This window comes from Streptomyces sp. NPDC001781 (genome assembly GCF_053596035.1).
In genome coordinates this window covers 33,802-56,426 of the sequence record NZ_JBSFFI010000033.1, presented here as the reverse complement: position 1 = coordinate 56,426, position 22,625 = coordinate 33,802, and the positions used below count along the sequence as shown (strand labels likewise).

The window sequence follows — 22,625 nt, the reverse complement described above, 5'->3', positions numbered from 1 at the left end:
GCATTTCCCGCAGCACTTCCCGAGAGGAAGAAAAAATGAGCGATCTCGAAGACGTCCTGACCTCCATAGCCAAGGTCGACATTTTCCTCAAAGACCTCTACGTCGGCGACGACAAGGCCCTGCAGTCGGCCCTCGACCGCATTGACGAAAAGGGCTTCCCGCCGGCCAGCGTCTCCGCCGCGCAGGGTAAATTCCTCCACCTGCTGGCGAAGCTCGTGAATGCGCGGAACATTCTGGAGATCGGCACGCTCGGCGGCTACAGCACGATCGCGATGGCCCGCGCGGTCGGTGCGGGCGGGCGTGTCATCACGCTCGAATTCGAGCCGGCGCACGCCGAGATCGCGCAGGAGAGCATCGAGCAGGCGGGTCTCGCGGACATCGTGGACCTGCGGGTCGGCGCCGCGCTGGATTCCCTCCCGAAAATCGCGGAAGAGGGCCTGCCCCCGTTCGACCTCGTCTTCATCGACGCGGACAAGGAGAACAACGTCGCCTACATCGACTGGGCGGTGAAGCTCTCGCGGTCCGGCGCCGCCGTCGTCGTGGACAACATCATCTGGAACGGGGCGATCCTCGACGAGGCGAGCGAGGACGGCAGCGCGACCGGAGCCCGCGCCGCGCTGCTCGCGCTGAGCGCCGACGACAGGCTGGACACCACCGTCCTGCAGACCGTGTGCTGGAAGGGCTGGGACGGATTCGCCCTCGCGGTGGTGAAATAACCCATGGAATCAGCAACGGTCCTCGTGGTCGGATCCGGTCCGACGGGTCTGACGCTGGCCTACGAATTGACGCGCCGCGGTGTTCCCGTGCGCATCATCGAAAAGCAAGCGGAATTCACCACCGCATCGCGCGGCAAAGCGGGAGTGCAGCCTCGGACACTTGAGGTGTTCGACGACTTCGGAATCATCGACAAGATGCGTGAAGCCGGCACGCACCGCCTTCCTTTCCGGCGGCTTCTGAGGGACCGGATCATCAGCGAGGTGATCCCGTACGAGAAGAACGACCCGCGCCCCGACGCCCCCTATCTGCGGATGCTCTACATCCGCCAGAACGACGTCGAGGAAGTACTCCGGGGCCTGCTGAGCGAGGCCGGCTGCGAAGTCGAGCGGAGCACGACACTCACCGGTTTCACCCAGACCGACACCTCGGTGACGGCGACGCTGGAGAGCCCGTCCGGAACCGAGGAGACCGAGTTCGCCTACCTCGTGGGATGCGACGGCGGCGGCAGCACCGTCCGCAAGCAACTCGGCGTGGAATTCCGGGGTTTCACGGACGAGACCCAGTGGCTCTACGTCGGCGACGTCGAGGTCGACGGGCTGCCCGACGACGCCTGGCACCAGTGGTACGACTTGGAGCGCGGCCTGCTCCTGATGTGCCCGCTGCCGGGCTCCCGCTCCTGGCAGGTCCAGGGCTCGGCACCGGCCGCCCCCGACGGCACGATCCCGCCCCCCACGCTCGAAGCGCTCCAGGACGCGGTCGACCGCATCAGCGGAATGCCCATCAAACTGAGCAACCCGACCTGGCTGTCCGTCAACAAGAAGAACGTCCGGATGGTCGACACGCTGCGCTCCGGCCGGGTCCTCCTCGCCGGCGACGCGGCCCACATCCACCCCGTGTCGGGCGCGCTCGGAGCCAACACCGGTGTGCAGGACGCCTACAACCTCGGCTGGAAACTGGCCGGGGTCGTCAAGGGCGCAGGCCAGAGCCTCCTGGACACCTACCAGGAAGAGCGCCTGCCCATCGCCGAGTGGACCCTGCGCACGTCCCTCTCCTCGGGCGACCGCATCGCCGAAGCCGTCGTCGGCGGCACGGGCGGCGCCGAAGCGGGCCTCACCGAGGAGACGATGCAACTCGGCCTGAACTACCGCGACAGCTCCCTCAGCTGGCACCTCACCGCACCCGGCGAGGGCGTCCAGGCGGGCGACCGCGCCCCGGACTCACCATGCCCGGACGGCACCCACCTGTTCGACGCCTTCCGAGGCCCCCACTCGACACTGCTGGGCCTGGGCGCCACCTCCCGCGAAGCGCTCGACCGAGTCCGCTCCGCCGGCCTCCCCGACCTCCGCACCCTGCACCTCCCCGAATGCCCCCCGGCCTACGGATACACCGAGGACACCCTGGTCCTGGTCCGCCCGGACGGCCACGTCGGCCTGGTCACCACGGCCGACGGCACCGCCGACGTCCTCCGGTACCTGGACTTCCTCCAGGCCCGCTGACCTCGCAAAACCCTTGCGTTGACGAGCCGTCCGGCGATCCGCCGGGCGGCTCACGGCGTCGCGGGACAGTTGCGGGACAAAGGGGTGGGTCTGGCCCCACCCACCCGTACGCCCAGACCCATACCGGGCCCCGCCCGTGATCCGTAGCGTCTACATCACAACGAGAACTCACAACGAGAAGGCGAGAAAGACATGGCGAACCACACCGGCACCACGGAAGAGGCTTTCGGGACGGTCAAGAAGTGCGTGAACCTCTTCGGCGCGGTCTCCGGCATCGTCCTCGCGACGACGGCCGTCGTGGCGGCCCTCGGCCACGACGTGACCGCGTTCATGTGGATCCGCGGCGGCGTCCTGCTCGCCATGGCCCCCGTGATCCTGCGGCTGGTCGCCGCCGCGGCCCAGGGTTCGCGGTCGAGCTTCGAGCGCGTCCGCATCCTCACCACCGTCCTGCCGGTCGCGATCATCGTCATCGACCTGATCCCCGGCCTCTGCCCCGGCTGGTACGCCGCCATGCAGGCCATCGGCGCCCTGGGCCTGCTCGGAGCCGCCGTCATCACCCGCCGGGCCCCGCTGAGCGGCGCCTTCACCAAGAGCGCCTGAGACCGACCGGACTTCGGCGCGCCCCCACCGCTCCTTCGCTCAGGCCGAGTTCACTCCGACAAGACGCGTGCTTTCCAGACAGTGATCAGGAGGACCCCCATGTTCCAACGCGTCGGGAAAGCCGTCGTGCGGCACCCCGTCTGGACGATCGTGGCATGGCTGATCGCGGCGGTGGCCATCGTGGCCACCGCGCCCAGCCTCCCCTCGAACAGCGACGAGAGCAGCTTCCTGCCCAAGAGCTACGAGTCCATCAGGGCATCGGACATCCAGCACAAGGCGTTCCCCAGCGCCTTCACCCCGTCGGCGATCGCCCTCTACCAGCGTGCCGACGGCGGCAAGCTGACCGCCGACGACGAGCGGGACGTCGCCCGCATCACCACCGAGCTGGGCCAGAAGCACATCGACCAGGTGCAGAAGGTCGTACCCGGTCCACCGTCCAAGGACGGCAAATACACCATGACCCTGGTCCAGATGGACAAGAAGACCGCAGGCCAGCCGGTGCAGGCCGACGCGGCCAAGGTGCTGCGCGACGACGTCGGCCAACTGACCAAGGGCACGCACCTCCAGGTCAAGCTGGGCGGCCCCGCCGCGCAGGCCCTCGACGCGCAGGACGCGTCCAAGGCCGGTAACGCCCTGATCGGGCTCGGCACCTTCGCGATCATCCTGGTGAGCCTGCTGGTCATCTTCCGGGCGCCGATCCTCGCCGTACTGCCCCTCATCCTGATCGCCCTGGTGTCCGCCGTCGCCAAGGGCCTGATCGCCTACGCGACCAAGCTGTTCGGCCTCCAGGCCAACGACTCGGTCTCCTCGATCCTGATCGTCGTCCTGTTCGGCGTCGGCACCGACTACTTCCTGTTCCTGATGTTCCGCTACCGCGAACGCCTGCGCGCCGGTGACGAACCCAAGCAGGCCGTGATCAACGCGGTCGCCCGGGTCGGCGAGGCCGTCGCCTCGGCCGCCGGAGCGGTCGTCATCGCCTTCCTCGCGCTGAGCCTGTCCACGCTCGGCTCCCTCAAGCAGATGGGCCCGGCGCTGGCCATCGCGGTCACCGCCACCCTCGTCGCGGCGCTGACCCTGATCCCCGCCGTGGTCTCGCTCATCGGCCCGAAGGTCTTCTGGCCCTCCAAGTCCTGGCAGCACGAGCCGCGAGGCGCGAGCTTCGCCGCGCTCGGCCGAGGCGTACAACGCCGCCCGGCGCTGACCGCCGCCGCCTCCGGCCTGGTCCTGGTCGTGCTGGCGATCGGCGGGCTCGGCTTCAAGGCCAACTTCGACCTGGCGTCCGGCTCGATGCCGAAGACCAAGGAGTCCATGGTCGTCCAGGACGAGCTGAAGACGGCGTACTCGGCGGGCGCCGCCGCCCCCACCGACGTCTACCTCTCCAGCACCGACGGCAAGCCGCTCGACAAGTCCGCCTTCGCCGCGTACGCCGACAAGCTCGGCGCCGTCGACGGGGTCGCCAGCGCCCGCGTGTCCCAGCTGAACAAGGACGGCACCACCGCCGACTTCACCGTCACCCTCAAGTACGAGGCGGCGACCGACAAGGCCATCGCCGCCGTGGACCGGGTGCGGGACGTCGCGCACTCCGACGCACCCGCCGGCACGGAAGCCGTCGTCGGCGGTCTCTCCTCGATCTATAAGGACATCGACACCGCCGTCGACCACGACTACCGCACGGTCTTCCCCGTCGCCGCCGTCCTGATCATGATCATCCTGGGGCTCCTGCTGCGCAGTGTCGTCGCCCCCTGGTACCTGATCGCCTCGGTGGGCCTCGGCTTCGGCGCCACCCTCGGCGCCACCGTGTGGGTCTTCCAGGGGCTGCGCGGCCACTCGGGCCTGATGTTCCTGATCCCGGTGATCGTGTACCTCTTCGTCGTCGCCATCGGCACCGACTACAACATCCTCATGATCGCCCGGCTCCGCGAGGAGGCCCGCGAGGGCCGCACCCCGCGCGAGGCCGCAGGCGTCGCGCTGCGCCACACCGGCCCGACGGTGGCCGCAGCGGGCTTCATCCTCGCCGCGACCTTCGCCACGATGATGCTCGCGGGTAACGCCCTCCTCAAGGAAATGGGCTTCGCCGTCTCCTTCGGCATCGCGATCGCCGCCTTCGTCATGGCGATGTTCTTCACCCCCAGCCTGACGGCCCTCATCGGCCACGTAGCGTGGTGGCCGGGCCACGCGGACCGCGCGCTCCCCGAAGCCGGCTCCGAGTCCCCCGCCGACGAGACACCGGACGGACCTGTACGCACCCCGTCGAAACTCCACAACTGAGCCCCACCCACACCCACCAGGACCGCCACCTCTCCGGAGGTGGCGGTCCTGGCGGGTGTGGGCTGCCTCGACCCAGGGTCCGTCGAACTCCGCTGCGACCGCGCCGAGTTCGACGCCGTCGCGGCTATCAGGACGGGCCCGAACACGGACGCCGACTCGTTCGCCGGCGCGAGCGTCCCGGCGTCCACCGGTGCGGTCGTGCTCTCACCGAGGTGCCCGAACCCCGTACCCCACGGAACCGGCCCGCCCGCGTGGTGTTCTGGGTGCGGTGTCGGCCCCGCTGCGCCCGCCTTCCTCACCGCAACCCCTCGGACACTCCTCGCCCGTGACGACACCGCCCCCACCACACCCCGAACCCCACCGTCGACACGCCGGAGACCCTCACCCGCAGAGCCACGATGCCACCGCCCGACAGCAAAGTGCCGCACCGGGCGCCATAGGTGTCCTACAGCGCCCGGTGCGGCATCTCCGGGTCTACTCGGCCCCCCGCGCATTGGCGCCGAGGTAGGCGAGCACCGCCCGCACCCGGCGATTGGTGTCGTCGTCGGTGGCCAGGTCCAGCTTGGCGAAGATGGTGGTGGTGTACTTGCTGATCGCGCCCTCACTGAGGAACAGCCGGCCGGCGATCGCGGAGTTGGACAGCCCTTCGGCCATCAGCGCGAGCACTGAGCGTTCCCGCTCGGTGAGGGTGGCGAGCGGATCGGCCCGCTCGGGCCGGCCCAGCAGTTTGGCGACGACCGTGGGGTCGAGGGCCGTCCCCCCGTCAGCGACGCGCTGAAGCGCGTCCATGAACTGCCCGGCGTCCAGAACCCGGTCCTTGAGCTGGTAGCCGATGCCGCCCTGCCCGTCAGCGAGAAGTTCACGCGCGTACAACTGCTCCACGTGCTGCGAGAGGATGAGGACGGGCAGCCCGGGCACGACCCGGCGGGCGGCGAGCGCGGCTTGGAGCCCCTCGTCGGAGAATGTCGGCGGCAGCCGGACGTCCACGATCGCGACGTCCGGCCGATGCGCGAGCAGCGCCTCAAGCGTGCCGGGCCCTGACTCGGTGGCGGCGACGACGGTGTGCCCGAACGCCTCGACCAGACGCACCATCCCGTCACGGAGCAGGAAAAGATCTTCGGCTACGACAATTCGCACGGTACCGCCACGGTGATATGAGTGGGTCCGCCGACGGGGCTGTCGATGTCCACGCGCCCGCCGAACGCTGCCATCCGGCGCTCGATGCCGCTCAGTCCGGAGCTTGCGGAGGCGCCGGCCCCGCCGACTCCGTCGTCGCTGACGGTAGCCGTCAACGTGCGTTCCGCGTAACCGAGTTCGACCGTCACCTGCTCGGCGCGGGAGTGCTTGGCCACATTCGCCAGGAGTTCCGCGACGGCGAAATAGACGGCCGACTCGACGGGCCGCTCAGGCCGAGAGGGCACCTGGCTGCGCACCTCGACGTTCACGGAGGAGTCGAGCGCGAGGGCCCGGACGGCGTCCACCAGCCCGCGTTCGGCGAGTACCGGGGGGTTGATGCCACGGACGAGCGAGCGCAGTTCGGCTAGTGCGGTGGCCGAGGTGGCCCGGACTTGCGCGAGGAGCGCCTTCGCGGCGTCGGGGTTGGTGTCGATGAGTTGCTCGGCCGCGCCCATGGACATGCCCATGGCGACCAGCCTGGCCTGGGCCCCGTCGTGCAGACCCCGCTCGATGCGCTCCAGCTCCGCCGCCTGAGTGTGCGTCAGATCCGCGCGGATGGCCTCCAGTTCCGCCACCCGCCGGCCCAGCCGGGTGCTCGGCACCGGCCCGAGGAACCGCTCCGCCACGGGCCGCAGAATCCGCCACGCGAAGGGGGCGCCGGCCAGGCCCGCCACGATCACGGCGACGCCGTATCCGACGAGACCGGGCGTCAGCGCCATGCGGACGCCGTAAGCGAGCACGAGCGGCGGCAGGACCGCGACCGGCAGCACGGTGACCCCGGCGACCAGCGCCCACACCCCGTCCCAGTGCAGTTGCGGATCGTGGAACCGCGCCTCGACCTTGGCGCGGCGGCGGGCCTCCCGCTCGGACCGGTGGTACTCGTGGCCGTCCCACCAGTACCCCGTGGCGACCCGGGTGACCTGCGGGACGGGACGGTAGGACACCTCGATGCGCAGACCGAGCCAGCTCGCCGCGCACCGGCGTGCGGCCTTGGCGAGCGTGCGGCTCATCAGCGAGTGGGTGATCCACAGAGCCAAGGAGATCCAGAGCATCACCACCAGGGTTTCCCCGACGGCCGCCAGCGCGCGCACGGCCAGCGGTGCTCCCGCGATCCCTGTGGACCAGGAGTAGGCCACGTGGGAGCCGGCCACGCCGACCGGCACGGCGACGAGGGGGAACACGCAGGTGAGAACGGCCACTACCACAGACCGGTAGAGGCCGAGCCCGATCTCGGCGCACCAACGAAGGGGACCGCCTCCCGGAGGTATCCTCATGCGCCTCATCCTTTCACCACGGTGATCATCGTGTCAGCCGGAGACCGACCAGCCGATACCGGAGAAGGTACGCAGGCCGCCCCGCGCTCGGTATCCCGCTACGCCCCGTCGGGAGTGGGCCTAGCCACACCCCCGCTCGCTCGCCCGGCCGGCCGCGCCGCGCTCCGCGGGGGCACGCGAACGCGGGATGGCATCGGACGGTGGAGCATCGGCACCGGGGGAGCCGAGACCGACGGCGCCCGACCGGAGCGGCGGCTCGTAGCCGTCGCAGTGGGACGGGCTTCGCCCGCCTGCCCTGCTCCCGGTGGGCCTAGGCCCACTTGTCCGTGGGTGTAGCGGGATACCGGGCACAGCTCGGCCTGCGTACCTTTTCAGTGTCAGCCGGGTGTCCCCCGCACCCGGCTGACCGGCGGGCCCCACCCCGGTGAAGACGGTCTTGGCGGCTGATTCGGGGCGAAACGTTGTGAAGTGGCGGGTGCGGGTGAGGTGGGCGCGGGTGGGGCAGGTCGCCGGCGTTCTCCGCCCTCGGCCGGCGCGAGGAGCAGCGAAGATACCGACGGCTGTCTGTACCGACACGACGATCTTGCGTTGATCGACGAACCGCGGCTGTTCGAGGTCGACGTGTCGCCAGTGATTCCTGATATGTAGCAGGTTCTTGTCAAGGGGCATGGGTATGCGGCCCCTCCTCGCTGAGAGGGGTGTGGGGCTGGCGGGGGCGGACCAGGGTGTGCGTGTCGTGGCGTCGACGCACGGTCAGCCTGATATGCGCGGGTTGAGCACCGCATGACCGGTTGCGCGTCGGGAACGGGCCGCTCTTCTGATGCCGGGCGTGGCCCGCAAGGAGCGGGCTGCTCATAGGAATTCCGCGGATCGTTCCTCGCGTTGCACGGCCCTCGGGCTGGTGCCCCCGCCAGCGGTTTTCGCGGAGGAGTTGATGGGTGTCAGTCCTCCATGATTGCCAGGCTCCAGCACCAGCCGGACAGTTCCCGGGCGACGGCCACGACGCTGATGAGGGCTTTCGCGACCCGCACGACATCCCGGCGGAACTCTTCCGGATGAGGCTTGAACCTCAGCTCACCCGCTTCACCCTCTGCACGGAAGGGCCCGCACGGCAAGCCGTGCGGGCCCTTCCGTGTCATCCCTTGCTTTGCGGACGCACACGCCCTAGGGGGTGCATCCCGCCTCCCCGGTGGGAGACGAGTGGGAGATGATCATGGCTTGATGATGCAGTCAGACGCTAGAAAATGCCAGGTAGCGCTACACGTGTGCACTCCGTCAGCCCGCCGACTCCGCCGCGTGCGGGCTCAGCGCGCCCGCTGTGACCAGGGCGATGATGACGATGCCCAGTGCGATGCGGTACCAGACGAACGGCATGAAGCTCTTGGTCGAGATGAATTTCATGAACCAGGCGATCACCGCGTAGCCCGAGGCGAAGGCGATGACCGTGGCGAAGAGGGTCGGACCCCAGGCGACCTCGCTGTTCTCACCCAGGGAGTCCTTCACCTCGAAGACGCCGGAGGCGAGGACGGCCGGAATGGCGAGGAGGAAGGAGTAGCGGGCGGCGGCTTCGCGCTTGTAGCCCATGAAGAGGCCGCCGCTGATGGTGGCGCCGGAGCGGGAGACGCCGGGGATGAGGGCGCACGCCTGGCAGAGGCCGAAGACGAGGCCGTCGCGGATGCCGAGGTCCTGCAAGGTCTTGCGCTGCTTCGGGCTGCGGTGCCGCCCGCCGGACTCGTCGCGGGCCGCCAGCCGGTCGGCTATGCCTATGACCACGCCGACCACGATCAGCATGGTGGCCGTGATCCTGAGGTCACGGAACGGCCCCTCGATCTGGTCCTTCAGGGTCACCCCGAGCACGCCGATCGGGATCGAGCCGACGATCACCAGCCAGCCCATCTGCGCGTCGTGGTCACCCCGCATCGACTTGTCGAACAGGGAGCGGAACCAGGACGAGATGATCCGCCCGATGTCCTTGCGGAAGTAGATGAGCACCGCCGCCTCCGTGCCGATCTGCGTGATCGCGGTGAAGGCCGCGCCGGGGTCCTGCCAGCCGGAGAAGGCCGCGGTCAGCCGCAGGTGCGCGCTGGAGGAGACGGGCAGGAACTCGGTGAGTCCCTGGACGAGTCCGAGGACGAGGGATTCGAACCAAGACATGGAGGTGTGGCGTCCAAGCGCTGGGGAGGGCAGGGGTGATCATGCGACGCAGGGCAGCGTAGCGGGCGCCGGAGGCAAAGCCTTCACAGGGGGTTGGTCATGCGTTGGTCATGAACGCCGGGAGGCCGGCGCGTGCACCAGCGCTGTCCCGGCGGTGGCGTCAACGTGCCCGCAGATGGTGGCGCTTGCGCCAGGCCAGCACCGTACCGGCCAGCGCGGGCAGCCCGATCACGGCCAGCGCGATCAGGAAGGCGGGAGAGGTCGGAGCCGAGGCGCGGGCCCCGGCGACGGCGTACGCGGCCGTGTTCGGGATCGAGCCCAGCGCCGTGGCGAGCAGGAACGGCAGCGTACGCATGCGGGAGACGGCCCCGCAGTAGTTGGCCGCCCAGAACGGCACCCCGGGGAACAGCCGGGCCGCCAGCATCGAGCGGAACCCGTGCCGGCTGAGCTGCCCGTCTGCCGCCTTCAGCCAGCGCCCGCGCAGCAGCGGACGCAGCGCGTCCTGCCCCAGCGCCCGGCCGAGGCCGAACGCCAGTCCGGCGCCCAGCACCGTACCCGCCAGCGCCGAGGTCAGGCCCAGGGCGGAGCCGAACAGCGCGCCCGCCGCAAGATTGAGCAGGGGGCGCGGCACGAACGCCACCGTGCACAGCCCGTAGGCCAGCGCGAAGACCCCGGCCGCGGCGAACCCGCCGAGCTGCGGCGGCCAGCCCTCGGTGAGCAGGCGCTGCGGGTCGAAGACCAGGACGGCGGTCGCCGCGGCCGCGAGCAGGGTGAGCAGCAGGCCGAGGCGCAGGTACGCGGACGGCCACGCGCGGACGGCGCGACCGGCGGAGTTCACGGGGGTGAGGGGCGCGGCTGGGGTCGGCCTCAGGACCACGGCCGGGGGAGCAGTCGTGGCGGTGCCCCCAGAGCGGGTGGTGGCATCGGGCATTCGGCGACAGTAACCGACATGAGGGTGTGATCGGCGTATGGTCCAGGGCCGTTGACGCTCCGGAAGCCGCAGAAAACCGTTCGACGTGGGACGACGCGTCCGCCATGATCTGCGTCATGTTCCGGTACGCCTTCCTCGCAGCCTCCGCCCTCGCGGACGCGCCGAAGGCTGCCGTCCTCGTCCTCGTGGCAGCCGTCGACGGCGCCCGAAGCTGACCCTCTCCGGAAAGTCCGGCGGACCCCGCGAGGGGAGGGTCGGCGGATTCCAGGGGTCCCGCGCTCTCCACGCACCACCAGGACCACGAGGGACAGCCATGCCCAAGACGGCATACGTGCGCACCAAGCCGCACCTGAACATCGGCACCATGGGCCACGTCGACCACGGCAAGACCACCCTGACCGCCGCGATCACCAAGGTGCTCGCCGAGCGCGGCTCCGGCACGTTCGTGCCGTTCGACCGCATCGACCGGACCCCGGAGGAGGCGGCGCGCGGTATCACCATCGACATCGCGCACGTCGAGTACGAGACGGACACCCGGCACTACGCCCATGTCGACATGCCCGGCCACGCCGACTACGTCAAGAACATGGTGACCGGCGCCGCCCAGCTCGACGGGGCGATCCTGGTCGTCTCCGCCCTGGACGGGATCATGCCGCAGACAGCCGAACACGTGCTGCTCGCCCGGCAGGTGGGGGTCGACCATCTGGTGGTCGCGCTCAACAAGGCCGACGCGGGGGACGAGGAGCTGGCCGACCTGGTCGAGCTGGAGGTGCGCGAACTGCTCACCGCCCAGGGGTATCCGGGCGACTCGGTACCCGTCGTACGGGTCTCCGGGCTCGGGGCGCTCGTCGGCGACCCGCGGTGGACCGCGTCCGTGGAAGCGCTGCTCGACGCGGTCGACACCTACGTGCCGATGCCCGAGCGGTACCTGGACGCGCCGTTCCTGCTGCCGGTGGAGAAGGTGCTCACCGTCACCGGGCGCGGGACCGTCGTCACCGGCGCGGTCGAGCGGGGCACGCTGCGCGTGGGCGACCGGGTGGAGGTGCTCGGCGCGGGCGTGCACAGCGTGGTCACCGGGCTGGAGACCTTCGGCAAGCCGATGGCGGAGGCACAGGCCGGGGACAACGTGGCGGTCCTGCTGCGCGGGGTGCCGCGCGACGCGGTCCGGCGCGGTCACGTCGTCGCCGCGCCGGGCAGTGTGGTGCCCAGCCGGCGGTTCACCGCGCGGGTGTACGTGCTCGCGGGGTCCGAGGGCGGCCGCACCAGGCCGCTGTCCACGGGGTACCGGCCGCAGTTCTACCTCCGCACGGCGGACGTGGCCGGGGACGTCGGCCTCGGGGAGGCGGCGGTCGCCCGGCCCGGCGAGACGGTGGAGATGACCGTGGAGCTGGACCGGGAGGTCCCGCTGGAGCCGGGGCTCGGGTTCGCCGTCCGTGAGGGCGGTCGGACCGTGGGCGCGGGGACGGTCACGTCGGTCGGCTGAACCGGCAGGGGGTGCGCGGGGCCGGTCCCCGCGCACCCCGGCCGATTGGCGACAATGAGCGGGTGAGCGAACCGATCCCCGTGAGCAGGGCCGTCGACCACGGCACCGCCAAGCTGATGCCCGACGTCGACCGGGACCGGGCCTGGCTGCTCACCGTCGACGGTGCTCCGCAGTCCTACGTCGACCTGGACGAGCCGGAGCACCTGGAGTTCGAGTACGCCCGGCGGCTCGGCCACGCCCTCGACGTGACGGCCGAGCCCGGCCGGGCGCTGGACGTGCTGCACCTGGGCGGAGGAGCGCTCACCCTGCCCCGGTACGTGGCCGCGACCCGGCCCGGCTCCCGGCAGGACGTGATCGAGGCCGACCGGGGCCTCCTCGGCCTGGTCACCGAGCACCTCCCGCTGCCGCCCGGCTCGGGCATCACCACCCACGCCGCCGACGCACGGGCCTGGCTGGAAGCGGCCCCCGGGGACAGCGCGGACGCGGTCGTCGCGGACGTCTTCGGCGGCTCCCGGGTGCCGGCCCACCTGACCTCGCTCGACTACGCCCGGGAGGCGGAACGCGTACTCCGTCCCGACGGCCTCTACCTGGCGAACCTCGCCGACGCGGCCCCCTTCACCTTCCTGCGCTCCCAACTGGCCAACTTCGCCGTCCTGTTCGAGCATCTGGCCCTGATCGCCGAACCGGCGGTCCTGCGAGGCCGCCGCTTCGGCAACGCGATCCTCCTGGCCTCCCACGTCCCGCTGCGCACGGCCCCCCTGACCCGCCGCACGGCCGCCGACGCCTTCCCGGCCCGCGTCGAGCACGGCCCGGCGCTGGGCAGGTTCGTCGGCGCGGCCCGTCCCCTCTCCGACACCGACGCCGTCCCGTCCCCCGAGCCCCCGGACGGCGCCTTCGGGATCGGCTGACACCGTCTTCGCCGTGTCCCTGCGGCCCGGCCGCCGGACGTCCGGACCCGCCGCGACGACGGGTCGCCCGCCCCGGCGGGGAGCGAGGAGGAGTCCGGGGCCGCCCGGCCGTGGCCGGCCGGGCGGCCGCCGTCCGTCAGCTTTCCGTGGGGTCCCCGTGCAGGCGCACCGACGACAGGATCTTCATGATGGTCGCCGTGTCGACCTCCTCCTTCACGCCCTTGGCGCCGTAGAGGTCGAACGACACGATGTCCTGGGCGGAGTTGCGGAAGGCGAAGGAGATCGCCTTGCCGTCGCTCGCGCACTTGCCCTTCTGCGGGCTGCCCGACGAACGAGCCCACGCGTAGGCGCCCTTGAGGCCCGAGGAGGTGGTGAAGGGCTTGGTCTTCCTGTCGTACGTGAGGCTCTTCTTGTCCGGCTGGGTGTAGCCGCCGTACACGTACCACGGCACCCGCATCACGGCGGCCTGCTCCGGGCTCTTGGCGCCCCTCTCGCCGCGCGTACCGGCCACGGCCAGTGAGGTGTCGTCGGTACGGCCGTCCTTGTCACTGTCGTCCGTGCACCACTTGGACTTGTAGACGGCGGGCGCGGACACCGACGTGACCAGCTTGTCGTCGTCCGCGTGGTCCTCCATGAAGTAGGAGGTGTCCGTGGACTCGAGCTGCCACTCCGGCGGCACGTCGAACGCGGTCCCGAACTTCGGGTTGACGACGACCTTCCAGCCCGCGACGACCGGCTTCTCGCCCTCCCCGCCACGCGGGTTGCCCTCCGGCGCGGACGAACTCACCGTCGGCGCGGGCGTGGGTGACTGGCTGGTCGTCTTCCCGCCCTTGGCCTCGTCGTGCCCGCCGTCCTTGGAACCGAGCACGAGATACCCCGTCACCCCGGCGGTGACGACGACCGCGAGGGCCGACACGATGGCGACGACCTTGACCCGGTTGCTGCCGCCCGGCTTGTGCGGCGGCTGCGTCGGCGGACCCCACTGGGGCTGCTGCCCGTACGGGTTCTGCTGCGGGTACTGCTGGTAGCCGGGCTGCTGATACGGACTCGGCTGCTGATAACCCGGCTGCTGGTACGGGTTGTCCTGCGGGTTCTGCGCGCCCCCTGGCGGCTGCTCTCCTGGCCACATGGCCTGAACCCTAATGCGCCACGGGACACGTTTCGGTCACCGTCCCTCGTCAGGGGCGTACCGAAACGGTGGGGAGCGGGGCTGGCCAGGTTCGCTACTCGTCGGTAACATCGCGGTCATGACAGTTGAGAGCGCCTCCATGGGCGACATGCTGGCCGCCGCGGTGCCGATGGTGCGGACCCTGAACCTGGAGTTCATCGAGGTCACCCCCGAGCGCGCGGTGCTCCGGCTGCCGGACCAGTCCGAGTACCACAACCACCTGGGCGGGCCGCACGCCGGCGCGATGTTCACGCTGGCCGAGTCCGCGAGCGGGGCCATCGTGCTGACCGCCTTCGGCGAGCAGCTCTCCCGGGCCGTGCCGCTCGCGGTGCGCGCCGAGATCGCCTACAAGAAGCTCGCCCTCGGCCCGGTGACCGCCACCGCCGTCCTGGGCCGCCCCGCCGCCGAGGTCGTCGCGGAACTGGACGCGGGCAGCCGCCCCGAGTTCCCGGTCGCCATCAGCATCCAGCGTGAGGACGGCGCCGTCTCCGGAGAGATGACCGTGGTCTGGACCCTGCGGCCCAACGGCTGACCTGCCCCACCGTGCCGCGGCGCCCGCGCCCGCGTCCCGGAGTTTGCCGGCGCCAGGTCGGCACCGTTCCGCCGCGGACCGGAGAGCGGAGCATGCGCAGACCGGGTACCACCTCGATCAGGTCCATGGCTCCAGCCCGCGCACGGCCGCGCGGCCGCGCGGCGCTCGCCGCGGGCTCAGGGGCGTGCCCGCCGGCGGTTCGCGATGACCGGGTAGCCTTCCCAGTGGACGCGCGGACACGGCGCGCCCGGCTGGGTGCGACAGCGACTGGGAGGAACCGCGGTGCACGTGCAGGAATGGCTCGACTCGGTTCCCCCCGTCGCCGTCTACGCCCTGGTGAGCCTGGTGATCGGGCTGGAGAGCCTCGGCGTCCCGCTGCCCGGAGAGATCGTCCTCGTCTCGGCCGCGCTCATGTCGTCCCAGCACACCGGCGTCGACCCCTTCGTCCTGGGCGCCTGCGCGACGGCCGGGGCGGTGATCGGTGACTCCATCGGCTACGCGATCGGCCGCAAGGGCGGGCGCCCGCTGCTCACCTGGCTGGGGCGCAAGTTCCCGCGCCACTTCGGCGAGGCGCATGTCGCCACCGCCGAGCGGTCCTTCGAGAAGTGGGGCATGTGGGCGGTCTTCTTCGGCCGTTTCATCGCCCTGCTCCGCATCTTCGCCGGCCCCCTCGCGGGCGTCCTGCGCATGCCGTACTGGAAGTTCCTGATCGCCAACCTCCTCGGCGGTGTCGTCTGGGCGGGCGGCACCACGGCCGTCGTCTACTACGTCGGCATGGTCGCGGAGGACTGGCTCAAGCGGTTCTCCTGGGTGGCCCTGGTCGCCGCGGTCGTCGTCGGCCTCGGCTCCTTCGTGGTGATGAAGCGCCGCTCGCGGCGCGAGGAGTCGGCGGAAGAGGCCCCCGAGCCGGTCGGCGCCGACCAGCCGTAGGGGCCACGCCCCCGGCCCGCCTACTCGTGCACGGCCCGGTGCGTCTTCGCCAGGTCCGCGTACAGCGTGCCGTTCAGGGTGATGCCCTGCCGCTCCTCCTCCGTCAGCTCCCGGCGGACCTTCGCGGGGACCCCCGCCACCAGCGAACCGGGCGGCACGACCATCCCCTGCGGGACGAGTGCCTGGGCGGCGACCAGGGAACCGGCGCCGATCACCGCGCCGTTGAGCACGGTCGCGCCCATCCCGATCAGGCAGTCGTCCTCGACCGTGGCACCGTGCACGACCGCGTTGTGGCCGACGGAGACCCGCTCGCCGATCGCCAGCGGGAAGCCGGGGTCGGCGTGCAGGGTGACGTTGTCCTGGATGTTGGCGTCCGCGCCGACGGTGATCCGCTCGACATCACCGCGCACCACGGCCCCGTACCAGACGCTCGCGCCCGCCCGCAGGGTCACGTCACCGATCACCGTGGCGTTGGGAGCCACGAACGCCTCCGGGGCGATCTCCGGTTCCCTGCCGCCGATGTCCACGACCAGGGCCTTGTGCGTCATCCGTGTCCACCGTCTCTCTGCCGGGCGAAAATCGGGCCGGACCGCGCCGGGCGGTCTCCCCGCGCACGGTAGGGCATCGCGGGGCCGGCCGGATGGGGTGAAGATCACAACGGTACGGCGCCGCGCGTCGAGTGACCGCTGAGTAACGTGGGCGGGTGCCGAAGCCCAAGAACACCTTCTCCTCCTGGCGGCAGGGGCTCGCCCAGCGTGCCGTCCATGCCGTGTGGGGCTGGGCGCAGCGCCGGGGCGCGGTCACCGCCGGGCATCCGGGCCGCTTCCGGTTCGGCGCGATGGGCGAGGCGACCCGGCTCGCCTTCCCGCTCGGCACGGTCTTCGGCGAGGCCTGGATCACCCTCGGATCGCACTGCATCATCGGCGAGCAGGTCACCCTCACCGCCGGTCTCATGCCCGACCTCGACCTCGGCCCCGACCCGATCCTGCGCATCGGCGACGGCGTGGTCCTCGGCCGGGGCAGCCACGTCATCGCGGACACCACGGTCACCATCGGGCGCGACTGCTACTTCGGCCCGTACGTCTACGTCACCTCCACCAACCACTCCTACGACGACCCGCACGAGCCCATCGGCCGGCAGTGGCCCCGGATGGAGCCCGTGGAGATCGGCCCCGGCTGCTGGATCGGCACCGGAGCGGTGATCCTGCCCGGTGCCCGGATCGGCCGGAACGTGGTGGTCGCGGCCGGCTCGGTGGTGCGCGGCACGGTTCCGGACCACGCCGTGGTCGCCGGGGCGCCCGCCCGCGTGGTACGGCGCTGGACCCCCGAGGAGGGCTGGCAGCCGCCGCTGCGCACCCCCGCGCCCGTGCCGCCCCCCGCCGGGGTCACCGGCGCGCAACTGGGTGCGCTGGCCGCGCTGGACGAGGCACAGGTCGAGCAGCTCGCCGAGCTGGACGCGGAGGGCTGGGGGGCGTCTCACCCCAGGGCCTGACCGGAGCGGGCGCGTGCTCCGTACCGCACCGCGCAGTACAGTGCGGTGCACGGCCGGGTGCGGCGTGCCGCCGTCCCGTGCACCTGATCCGGTCATTCCCTCCCGTGACCGACGAGGCCCCGGTGGCCTCTGTGCCCCCCGATGTCATCTGCAAGGGACGTGACGTGGCGGACCTCGACCTGCTGACCCGGTCCCTGGCGCGCAACGTCCGCCGCTGGCGCACCGAGCGCGGTTTCACGCTGGACACGCTGGCCGCCCGCGCCGGGGTCAGCCGGGGCATGCTCATCCAGATCGAGCAGGCCCGGACCAACCCCAGCATCGGCACCGTCGTCAAGATCGGTGACGCGCTCGGGATCAGCGTCACCACCCTGCTCGACCACGAACAGGGGCCGCGCGTCCGGATCGTCCCCGCCGACCAGGCGGTCCGGCTCTGGCAGACCGAGGGCGGCAGCTACAACCGGCTGCTGGCCGGCACCGAGGCGCCCGGCCCGCTGGAGCTGTGGGACTGGAACCTGATGCCGGGCGAGCGGAGCTGCGCCGACCCGCACCCCTCCGGCACGGTCGAGATGGTCCACGTCACCTCCGGTGAACTCACCCTGGAGGTCGACGGGGTGCGGCACGCGGTCCCTGCCGGGGCCAGCGTCACCTTCGAGGCGGACACCCCGCACGCCTACGGCAACGAGGGCGACGTACCGACGCGGATGGTGATGGCGGTGTCCGTGCCTCCGGTGCGCTGAAGGGAGCGCGCCGACGGCTGCTACGGTGCCGCCATGCGCGCCCCCATCGGAGACTTCGACAACGCCGTACCCGCCCCCGAGGCCCTGGCCGAACTGACGGCACCGGTGGCGGAGGCGGTACGGAACTGGCGGGGGTCCGTCCCGGCCGAGCAGATCCTGTACGTCGACACCGACCCCGACCTCGCGGACACCGCCGTGTTCGTCCGGCACTACGGCGCCGACCTGCCCGAGCTGAGCGCCAACTGCGTGGTGGTCGCGGGCAAGCGCGGTGGCGAGACAACGCTGGCCGCCTGCCTGGTGCTGTCCCGGACCAAGGTCGACGTCAACGGCGCGGTCCGCCGTCAACTGGGCGCCCGCAAGGCGTCGTTCGCCCCCATGGACCTGGCCACCGGGGAGACCGGCATGGAGTACGGCGGCATCACCCCGATCGGACTCCCCGCCGCCTGGCCGGTGCTGGTCGACTCCGCCCTGCTGGACCTGCCCTACACCCTGGTCGGCAGCGGCCGCCGGCGCGGCAAACTCCTGGTACCGGGCAAGGCGTTCGCTCAGATCCCCGGCGCGGTCGTGATCGAGGGGCTGGGCATCTAGGGCCCCTCGTCCGGATCATGCCGGGCTCGCGACGGCCGGTGCCGCCCCTCGCCGCGTTGTCGTCGGTTGCCATGGCTCCGCCATGACGCCCTCCTCCGCCTCGCGAGGCACGGCACCGGCCGAAGCCTTCAGCCCAGGCGGGGGATCTCGATAGCCGGGCAGGCGTCCATCACCATCTCCAGACCGGCCTTCCGCGTCCGCTCGTACGCCGCCTCGTCCACCACGCCGAGCTGGAACCAGACCGCGCGGGCGCCCTTGGCGACCGCCTCGTCGGCGACCACGCCGGCCAGCTCGCTGTTGACGAACACGTCGACCACGTCCACGTCGAACGGGATGTCGGCGAGGCTCGCGTACCCCTGCTCGCCCGACACCGGCTCGGCCTTCGGGTGCACCGGGACCACCCGCTTGCCGTGCCGGCGCAGCACCTCGGCGACCCCGTAGGCGGCCCGGTTCCGGTTGCCGGAGAGGCCGACCACCGCCCAGGTGTCGCCCAGGCCGGTCAGAATGGTGCGGATCGTCGCCTCGTCGCCGTACACGGCGGCCTCCTCCAAGCGCGGGAACTGTGCCGTCGGGACAACAGCGCCCGCCGCCCGCCGATTCCCCCGCCTGCCCGCCACGCTGTCCGGAATCGGCGCCAGGTGCTGCGTCCGGGCCCTGGCACGCCTACGCTCGCAGGGTGCTGCGCATCCTGGACGCCCGGACCGGCGAGTCCGTTCCCGCCACCCCCGCCCGCCGGGGCCTGACCCGAGTGGAGGCCCACGCGGGCGGCCTCGACCTGACGGCGCTGCGGGTGCTGCTCACGGCCGATCTCCTCGTCCGCGCCCTGGAACTGGGCGGCACCCCCGTCTGGACGATGCTGACCGCACCCCGTGAACGGGCCGAACTCGGCGCGGCAGCGACGGCGTTGAGCATCCGTCCGTTCGAGGACAGCCGGGATGTCGCATCGGGCCTGGGGGAGGCCCAGGTGGTGCACGTGCGGGCCGCGAACGAGGAGCCGCCCGGCGCCGGAGTGGTGGTCGCCGTCGCACCGGCCGAGTGGAGCGGGGAGGACGTCCAGGAACTTCTGGCGGACCCCGGCGCCCTGCGCCTGGCCCTGCTCTCCGTCCCGCGCGACGAGCCCGCCGCTCTGGACGCCGGCGCGCTTCAGGGCGCCGCGCGGACCGCCGCCGAGTGGCGGACCGGGGTGGCCCGCTGGGCGAACCAGCCCTCGCGCCCGGTGCCGGAGGAGGTGCGGACCCGGCTGCGCGCGGCCTGGGAGAACGACCTCGACCTGCCCGGCGTCCTCGCGGTGCTGCGGGACGTGGCGAACGTCCCGGACCTCCCCGACGGCGCCCGCTTCGAGACCTTCCTCTACGCGGACCGCCTGCTCGCCCTCGACCTCGCGGGCGAGCTGGGCAACCCCGGCTGAGTGCTCAGCCCACGTGCACCCAGGGCCTGCGCTCCGGGTCCGGTTCCGCGCGGCGCAGTACCTCGCGGGTGACCGGGGCGGTCTCGCCCTCGCCGAAGACCAGGAACTGGAGCAGGCGGCCGATCGGGTTGCCCTCGGTCCAGCTGAAGTAGGCGTGCGGCACCTTGCCGGTGCGCTCGCGCAGGGCGAGCAGGACCGCCGCGATGGTGTTGGGCACCGTCGGCCCGTCCACGCGCAGCCGCCGTACCCCGTGCTTCTCGTCGCCGTGGACGGCGATCTCGGTGGTGAAGTCGGAGGAGTCCCGCACGAACACCTCCAGGAACACCGCCGAGGCGCCCTTGGGGAGCCGGGTGTGCTGGCGCTGCTCGCGCTCCTTCTCCCGGTACTCCCGCCTGCTGTGCTCCTGCGGCTCGTTGGCGATGAGCTGGAGCGGGCCCTGTTCGGCGGCCTCGTCGACGATGCGGAGCGCGGCATCGTCGAACACCACGTCGGTGGCGCGGAGTTCGAAGGCGCGGTGCGCCCGCGAGCCGAGCGAGGTCAGCATGATCAGCACGATGAAGATGGAGGCGATCTTGATGCCGTCGGGCCGCTCGATCACGTTGGCGACCAGGGTGTACGCGAAGACCGCGGTGATGGTGCCGAAGCCGAGGGCGGCCGCTCTGTGCCCGCGCCGGTGCACCGCGACCGTGGAGGCGAAGGCGGCGGAGAGCATCAGGACCAGTACGCCGGTCGCGTACGCCCCGCTCTGCGCGTCCACGCTCGCGTGGAACCACAGGGTGATCAGCACGGCCGCCACCAGGAACACCAGCACCAGCGGCCGTACCGCGCGCGTCCACTCCGGGGCCATGCCGTAGCGGGGCAGGTAGCGCGGGACCAGGTTGAGCAGGCCGGCCATCGCGGAGGCGCCCGCGAACCACAGGATGGCGATGGTCGACAGGTCGTACACCGTGCCGAAGATCTCGCCGAGGTACTGGTGGGCGAGATAGGCGAGGGCTCGTCCATTGGCCGGACCGCCGGCCTGGAAGTCCTTCTCGGGGATCAGGATCGTCGTCGCCAGGCTGGAGAGCAGCAGCAGGCAGCTCATGATCAGCGCGGCGGTGGTGAGCAGTTTGCGGGCGCCCCGGATGCGGCCCGCCGGGTTCTCGTAGGTGTCCTGGGAGCCGCCCTTGATCTGCGGCATGACCGCCACACCGGTCTCGAAGCCGGACATGCCGAGCGCGAGCTTGGGGAAGACCAGCAGGGCCACGCCGAGCATGGCGAGCGGGGAGGAGTGCTCCGCCGTCATCAGACGCGTCCAGTCCTCGATCCGCACCGGATGGGTGAGGACCTGGTAGGCACAGACGGCGAGCACCACCACGTTGAGCGCGAGATAGACGGCGACCAGGACGACGCCGATTCCGATGGCCTCCTGGAAGCCCTTGAGGAAGACGGCGCCGAGCAGCACGAGCAGAACCAGGGTGATCCAGACACCCTCGCCCTCCGTCCAGTGCGGGGCGAACGGGTTCTCCGTCACGTGGGCCGCCGCGTCCGCCGAGGACAGCGTGATGGTGATCATGAAGTCGGTGGCGGCGAACCCCAGCAGCACCAGCACCAGGATCTTCGCCGACCACCAGGACAGCAGCCGCTCCAGCATGGCGATCGAGCCCTCGCCGTGCGGGCTCTCGTGCGCGACCCTGCGGTACACCGGGAGCGCGCCGAACAGGGTCAGCGCGATCAGCACCAGGGTGGCCAGCGGGGAGAGGGCGCCGGCCGCGAGGGCGGCGATCCCGGGCTGGTAGCCAAGAGTGGAGAAGTAGTCGACGCCGGTCAGGCACATCACCCGCCACCACCGGTGGCCCTCGTGCTCCCGGTGCGCGGTGCGGTGCGGCCCCGGATGCCGGGCGGTCCGCTCGCTCAGCCCCTCCAGCAGCCAGCTCCGGCAGCGGGCCCGCACGGAGTCCGGGGCCGGTCCGCCGGGTTCCGTCGGCCGCACGGGGACGCTGGTCATACGCTGCTGCCTCCTCACCCGCGGCCGACCGCGCGGGCCGCCCGATCGCTGAGCGCGTCTGCCCCGCATCCTCCCCCGCACACCGGCGGCGGCGGTGCGCGGCGCTCCGCATAGGCTGGCACGATGCAGGACGAGTACCGCACAGTGGCCCGCGCGGGCGTGCACGAGACCGAGATCAACCGCTCCCGCTTCCTGTGCGCGCTCGCCCCGGCGGCCACCGAGCAGGAGGCGCAGGAGTTCATCGCCGGGGTCCGCAAGGAGCACGCCGACGCCACGCACAACTGCTGGGCCTACGTCATCGGTGCCGACGCCTCCATCCAGAAGGCCAGCGACGACGGCGAGCCCGGCGGCACCGCCGGAGTGCCCATGCTGCAGATGCTGCTGCGCCGCGACATGCGGTACGTGGTCGCCGTCGTCACCCGGTACTACGGCGGGGTGAAGCTCGGCGCGGGCGGCCTGATCCGGGCCTACGGCGGCTCGGTCGGCGAGGCGCTGGACGCGGTCGGCACCCGTACCCGGCGCCGCTACCGGCTGGCCACGGTGACCGTCGACCACCAGCGCGCGGGCAAGGTGCAGAACGACCTCCGCGCCACCGGCCGCGAGGTCCGCGACGTCCGCTACGGCGAGGCGGTCGCCATCGACATCGCCCTTCCCGACGCCGACGTCGACGCCTTCCGCGGCTGGCTCGCGGACGCCACGGCCGGGTCCGCGGGCCTGGAACTGGGTGGAGAGGCGTACGGGGACGCCTGAACCGGGCCAATCGGGCATAACGCTCA

Annotated in this window: 21 protein-coding genes; 13 read left to right on the top strand and 8 right to left on the bottom strand. The window is 71.6% G+C overall.

Annotated elements, in window-relative coordinates:
• Positions 1-35: 35 nt before the first annotated feature.
• The 4 genes from ACWCV3_RS24965 (at position 36) to ACWCV3_RS24950 (ending at position 5,081) form a co-directional block, all read left to right on the top strand.
• Positions 36-716 carry an O-methyltransferase gene (locus ACWCV3_RS24965; protein ID WP_381938081.1) on the top strand — a complete coding sequence of 227 codons (681 nt, stop codon included), beginning with the start codon at positions 36-38 and terminating at the stop codon, positions 714-716.
• Positions 717-719: 3 nt separating this feature from the next.
• Entirely contained in the window at positions 720-2,213 is a 1,494-nt protein-coding gene (locus ACWCV3_RS24960) for an FAD-dependent oxidoreductase (RefSeq protein ID WP_451228239.1), read from the top strand.
• Between the two features lie 192 nt (positions 2,214-2,405).
• A complete protein-coding gene (locus ACWCV3_RS24955; RefSeq protein WP_451228236.1) occupies positions 2,406-2,813 on the top strand; it encodes a hypothetical protein in 408 nt (135 codons plus the stop codon).
• Positions 2,814-2,912: 99 nt separating this feature from the next.
• Positions 2,913-5,081 (top strand): MMPL family transporter, encoded by a 2,169-nt coding sequence (locus ACWCV3_RS24950; RefSeq protein WP_451228233.1) that lies wholly within the window; start codon positions 2,913-2,915, stop codon positions 5,079-5,081.
• Between the two features lie 474 nt (positions 5,082-5,555).
• Here the strand turns inward: ACWCV3_RS24950 and ACWCV3_RS24945 are convergent, their stop codons facing one another.
• The 4 genes from ACWCV3_RS24945 to ACWCV3_RS24930 form a co-directional block, all read right to left on the bottom strand.
• A complete protein-coding gene (locus tag ACWCV3_RS24945; RefSeq protein ID WP_451228230.1) occupies positions 5,556-6,218 on the bottom strand; it encodes a response regulator transcription factor in 663 nt (220 codons plus the stop codon).
• Positions 6,203-7,531 (bottom strand): sensor histidine kinase, encoded by a 1,329-nt coding sequence (locus ACWCV3_RS24940; protein ID WP_451228228.1) that lies wholly within the window; start codon positions 7,529-7,531, stop codon positions 6,203-6,205. The genes ACWCV3_RS24945 and ACWCV3_RS24940 overlap by 16 nt, the downstream gene beginning before the upstream one ends.
• A gap of 1,275 nt (positions 7,532-8,806) precedes the next feature.
• Positions 8,807-9,685, bottom strand: coding sequence for an undecaprenyl-diphosphate phosphatase (locus ACWCV3_RS24935; protein ID WP_451228225.1), 879 nt, complete (start codon positions 9,683-9,685; stop codon positions 8,807-8,809).
• Positions 9,686-9,845: 160 nt separating this feature from the next.
• The gene (locus tag ACWCV3_RS24930; RefSeq protein ID WP_451228222.1) at positions 9,846-10,616 is read right to left on the bottom strand and encodes a TVP38/TMEM64 family protein; all 771 of its coding nucleotides are present in this window, start codon (positions 10,614-10,616) and stop codon (positions 9,846-9,848) included.
• 313 nt (positions 10,617-10,929) lie between these two features.
• On the opposite strand from ACWCV3_RS24930, the gene tuf reads away from it, so the two are divergent.
• Together tuf and ACWCV3_RS24920 are read left to right on the top strand one after the other, a co-directional pair.
• The gene (tuf, locus tag ACWCV3_RS24925) at positions 10,930-12,099 is read left to right on the top strand and encodes an elongation factor Tu (protein ID WP_451228219.1); all 1,170 of its coding nucleotides are present in this window, start codon (positions 10,930-10,932) and stop codon (positions 12,097-12,099) included.
• 62 nt (positions 12,100-12,161) lie between these two features.
• The gene (locus ACWCV3_RS24920) at positions 12,162-13,007 is read left to right on the top strand and encodes a spermidine synthase (protein ID WP_451228216.1); all 846 of its coding nucleotides are present in this window, start codon (positions 12,162-12,164) and stop codon (positions 13,005-13,007) included.
• Between the two features lie 136 nt (positions 13,008-13,143).
• Here ACWCV3_RS24920 and ACWCV3_RS24915 read toward each other — a convergent pair whose 3' ends face one another.
• A complete protein-coding gene (locus ACWCV3_RS24915) occupies positions 13,144-14,136 on the bottom strand; it encodes a hypothetical protein (RefSeq protein WP_451228213.1) in 993 nt (330 codons plus the stop codon).
• A 118-nt stretch (positions 14,137-14,254) separates the two neighbouring features.
• Here ACWCV3_RS24915 and ACWCV3_RS24910 point away from each other — a divergent pair, with 118 nt between their 5' ends.
• Together ACWCV3_RS24910 and ACWCV3_RS24905 are read left to right on the top strand one after the other, a co-directional pair.
• Positions 14,255-14,707 carry a DUF4442 domain-containing protein gene (locus ACWCV3_RS24910; RefSeq protein ID WP_451228210.1) on the top strand — a complete coding sequence of 151 codons (453 nt, stop codon included), beginning with the start codon at positions 14,255-14,257 and terminating at the stop codon, positions 14,705-14,707.
• A 282-nt stretch (positions 14,708-14,989) separates the two neighbouring features.
• A complete protein-coding gene (locus ACWCV3_RS24905) occupies positions 14,990-15,637 on the top strand; it encodes a DedA family protein (protein ID WP_451228207.1) in 648 nt (215 codons plus the stop codon).
• A gap of 20 nt (positions 15,638-15,657) precedes the next feature.
• Here the strand turns inward: ACWCV3_RS24905 and ACWCV3_RS24900 are convergent, their stop codons facing one another.
• On the bottom strand, positions 15,658-16,185 hold the full coding sequence (locus ACWCV3_RS24900) for a gamma carbonic anhydrase family protein (protein ID WP_451228204.1): 528 nt from the start codon (positions 16,183-16,185) through the stop codon (positions 15,658-15,660).
• 155 nt (positions 16,186-16,340) lie between these two features.
• On the opposite strand from ACWCV3_RS24900, the gene ACWCV3_RS24895 reads away from it, so the two are divergent.
• From ACWCV3_RS24895 to ACWCV3_RS24885, 3 genes are all read left to right on the top strand, one after another.
• Positions 16,341-17,129 carry an acyltransferase gene (locus ACWCV3_RS24895; RefSeq protein ID WP_451228201.1) on the top strand — a complete coding sequence of 263 codons (789 nt, stop codon included), beginning with the start codon at positions 16,341-16,343 and terminating at the stop codon, positions 17,127-17,129.
• Positions 17,130-17,293: 164 nt separating this feature from the next.
• Complete coding sequence (locus ACWCV3_RS24890; RefSeq protein WP_451228266.1) at positions 17,294-17,866, top strand: helix-turn-helix domain-containing protein; 573 nt, start codon at positions 17,294-17,296, stop codon at positions 17,864-17,866.
• A gap of 33 nt (positions 17,867-17,899) precedes the next feature.
• On the top strand, positions 17,900-18,454 hold the full coding sequence (locus ACWCV3_RS24885; protein WP_451228198.1) for a YbaK/EbsC family protein: 555 nt from the start codon (positions 17,900-17,902) through the stop codon (positions 18,452-18,454).
• A 128-nt stretch (positions 18,455-18,582) separates the two neighbouring features.
• Here the strand turns inward: ACWCV3_RS24885 and ACWCV3_RS24880 are convergent, their stop codons facing one another.
• A complete protein-coding gene (locus tag ACWCV3_RS24880; RefSeq protein WP_451228263.1) occupies positions 18,583-18,990 on the bottom strand; it encodes a CoA-binding protein in 408 nt (135 codons plus the stop codon).
• Positions 18,991-19,130: 140 nt separating this feature from the next.
• On the opposite strand from ACWCV3_RS24880, the gene ACWCV3_RS24875 reads away from it, so the two are divergent.
• A complete protein-coding gene (locus ACWCV3_RS24875; RefSeq protein WP_451228195.1) occupies positions 19,131-19,862 on the top strand; it encodes a hypothetical protein in 732 nt (243 codons plus the stop codon).
• 4 nt (positions 19,863-19,866) lie between these two features.
• On the opposite strand, the gene ACWCV3_RS24870 is transcribed toward ACWCV3_RS24875, so the two are convergent.
• Complete coding sequence (locus tag ACWCV3_RS24870) at positions 19,867-21,849, bottom strand: amino acid transporter (protein ID WP_451228192.1); 1,983 nt, start codon at positions 21,847-21,849, stop codon at positions 19,867-19,869.
• Positions 21,850-21,972: 123 nt separating this feature from the next.
• On the opposite strand from ACWCV3_RS24870, the gene ACWCV3_RS24865 reads away from it, so the two are divergent.
• Positions 21,973-22,599: a YigZ family protein gene (locus ACWCV3_RS24865; protein ID WP_451228189.1), complete on the top strand. Its 627-nt coding sequence runs from the start codon at positions 21,973-21,975 to the stop codon at positions 22,597-22,599.
• Positions 22,600-22,625 lie beyond the last annotated feature (26 nt).

Coding starts and splice junctions, on each gene's coding strand:
- ACWCV3_RS24900 (WP_451228204.1), bottom strand. CDS start 16,185: ATGACGCACAAGGCCCTGGTCGTGGACATCGGCGGCAGGGAACCGGAG.
- ACWCV3_RS24940 (WP_451228228.1), bottom strand. CDS start 7,531: ATGAGGATACCTCCGGGAGGCGGTCCCCTTCGTTGGTGCGCCGAGATC.
- ACWCV3_RS24955 (WP_451228236.1), top strand. CDS start 2,406: ATGGCGAACCACACCGGCACCACGGAAGAGGCTTTCGGGACGGTCAAG.
- ACWCV3_RS24950 (WP_451228233.1), top strand. CDS start 2,913: ATGTTCCAACGCGTCGGGAAAGCCGTCGTGCGGCACCCCGTCTGGACG.
- ACWCV3_RS24915 (WP_451228213.1), bottom strand. CDS start 14,136: ATGTGGCCAGGAGAGCAGCCGCCAGGGGGCGCGCAGAACCCGCAGGAC.
- ACWCV3_RS24960 (WP_451228239.1), top strand. CDS start 720: ATGGAATCAGCAACGGTCCTCGTGGTCGGATCCGGTCCGACGGGTCTG.
- ACWCV3_RS24935 (WP_451228225.1), bottom strand. CDS start 9,685: ATGTCTTGGTTCGAATCCCTCGTCCTCGGACTCGTCCAGGGACTCACC.
- ACWCV3_RS24965 (WP_381938081.1), top strand. CDS start 36: ATGAGCGATCTCGAAGACGTCCTGACCTCCATAGCCAAGGTCGACATT.
- ACWCV3_RS24865 (WP_451228189.1), top strand. CDS start 21,973: ATGCAGGACGAGTACCGCACAGTGGCCCGCGCGGGCGTGCACGAGACC.
- ACWCV3_RS24930 (WP_451228222.1), bottom strand. CDS start 10,616: ATGCCCGATGCCACCACCCGCTCTGGGGGCACCGCCACGACTGCTCCC.
- ACWCV3_RS24885 (WP_451228198.1), top strand. CDS start 17,900: ATGCGCGCCCCCATCGGAGACTTCGACAACGCCGTACCCGCCCCCGAG.
- tuf (WP_451228219.1), top strand. CDS start 10,930: ATGCCCAAGACGGCATACGTGCGCACCAAGCCGCACCTGAACATCGGC.
- ACWCV3_RS24910 (WP_451228210.1), top strand. CDS start 14,255: ATGACAGTTGAGAGCGCCTCCATGGGCGACATGCTGGCCGCCGCGGTG.
- ACWCV3_RS24870 (WP_451228192.1), bottom strand. CDS start 21,849: ATGACCAGCGTCCCCGTGCGGCCGACGGAACCCGGCGGACCGGCCCCG.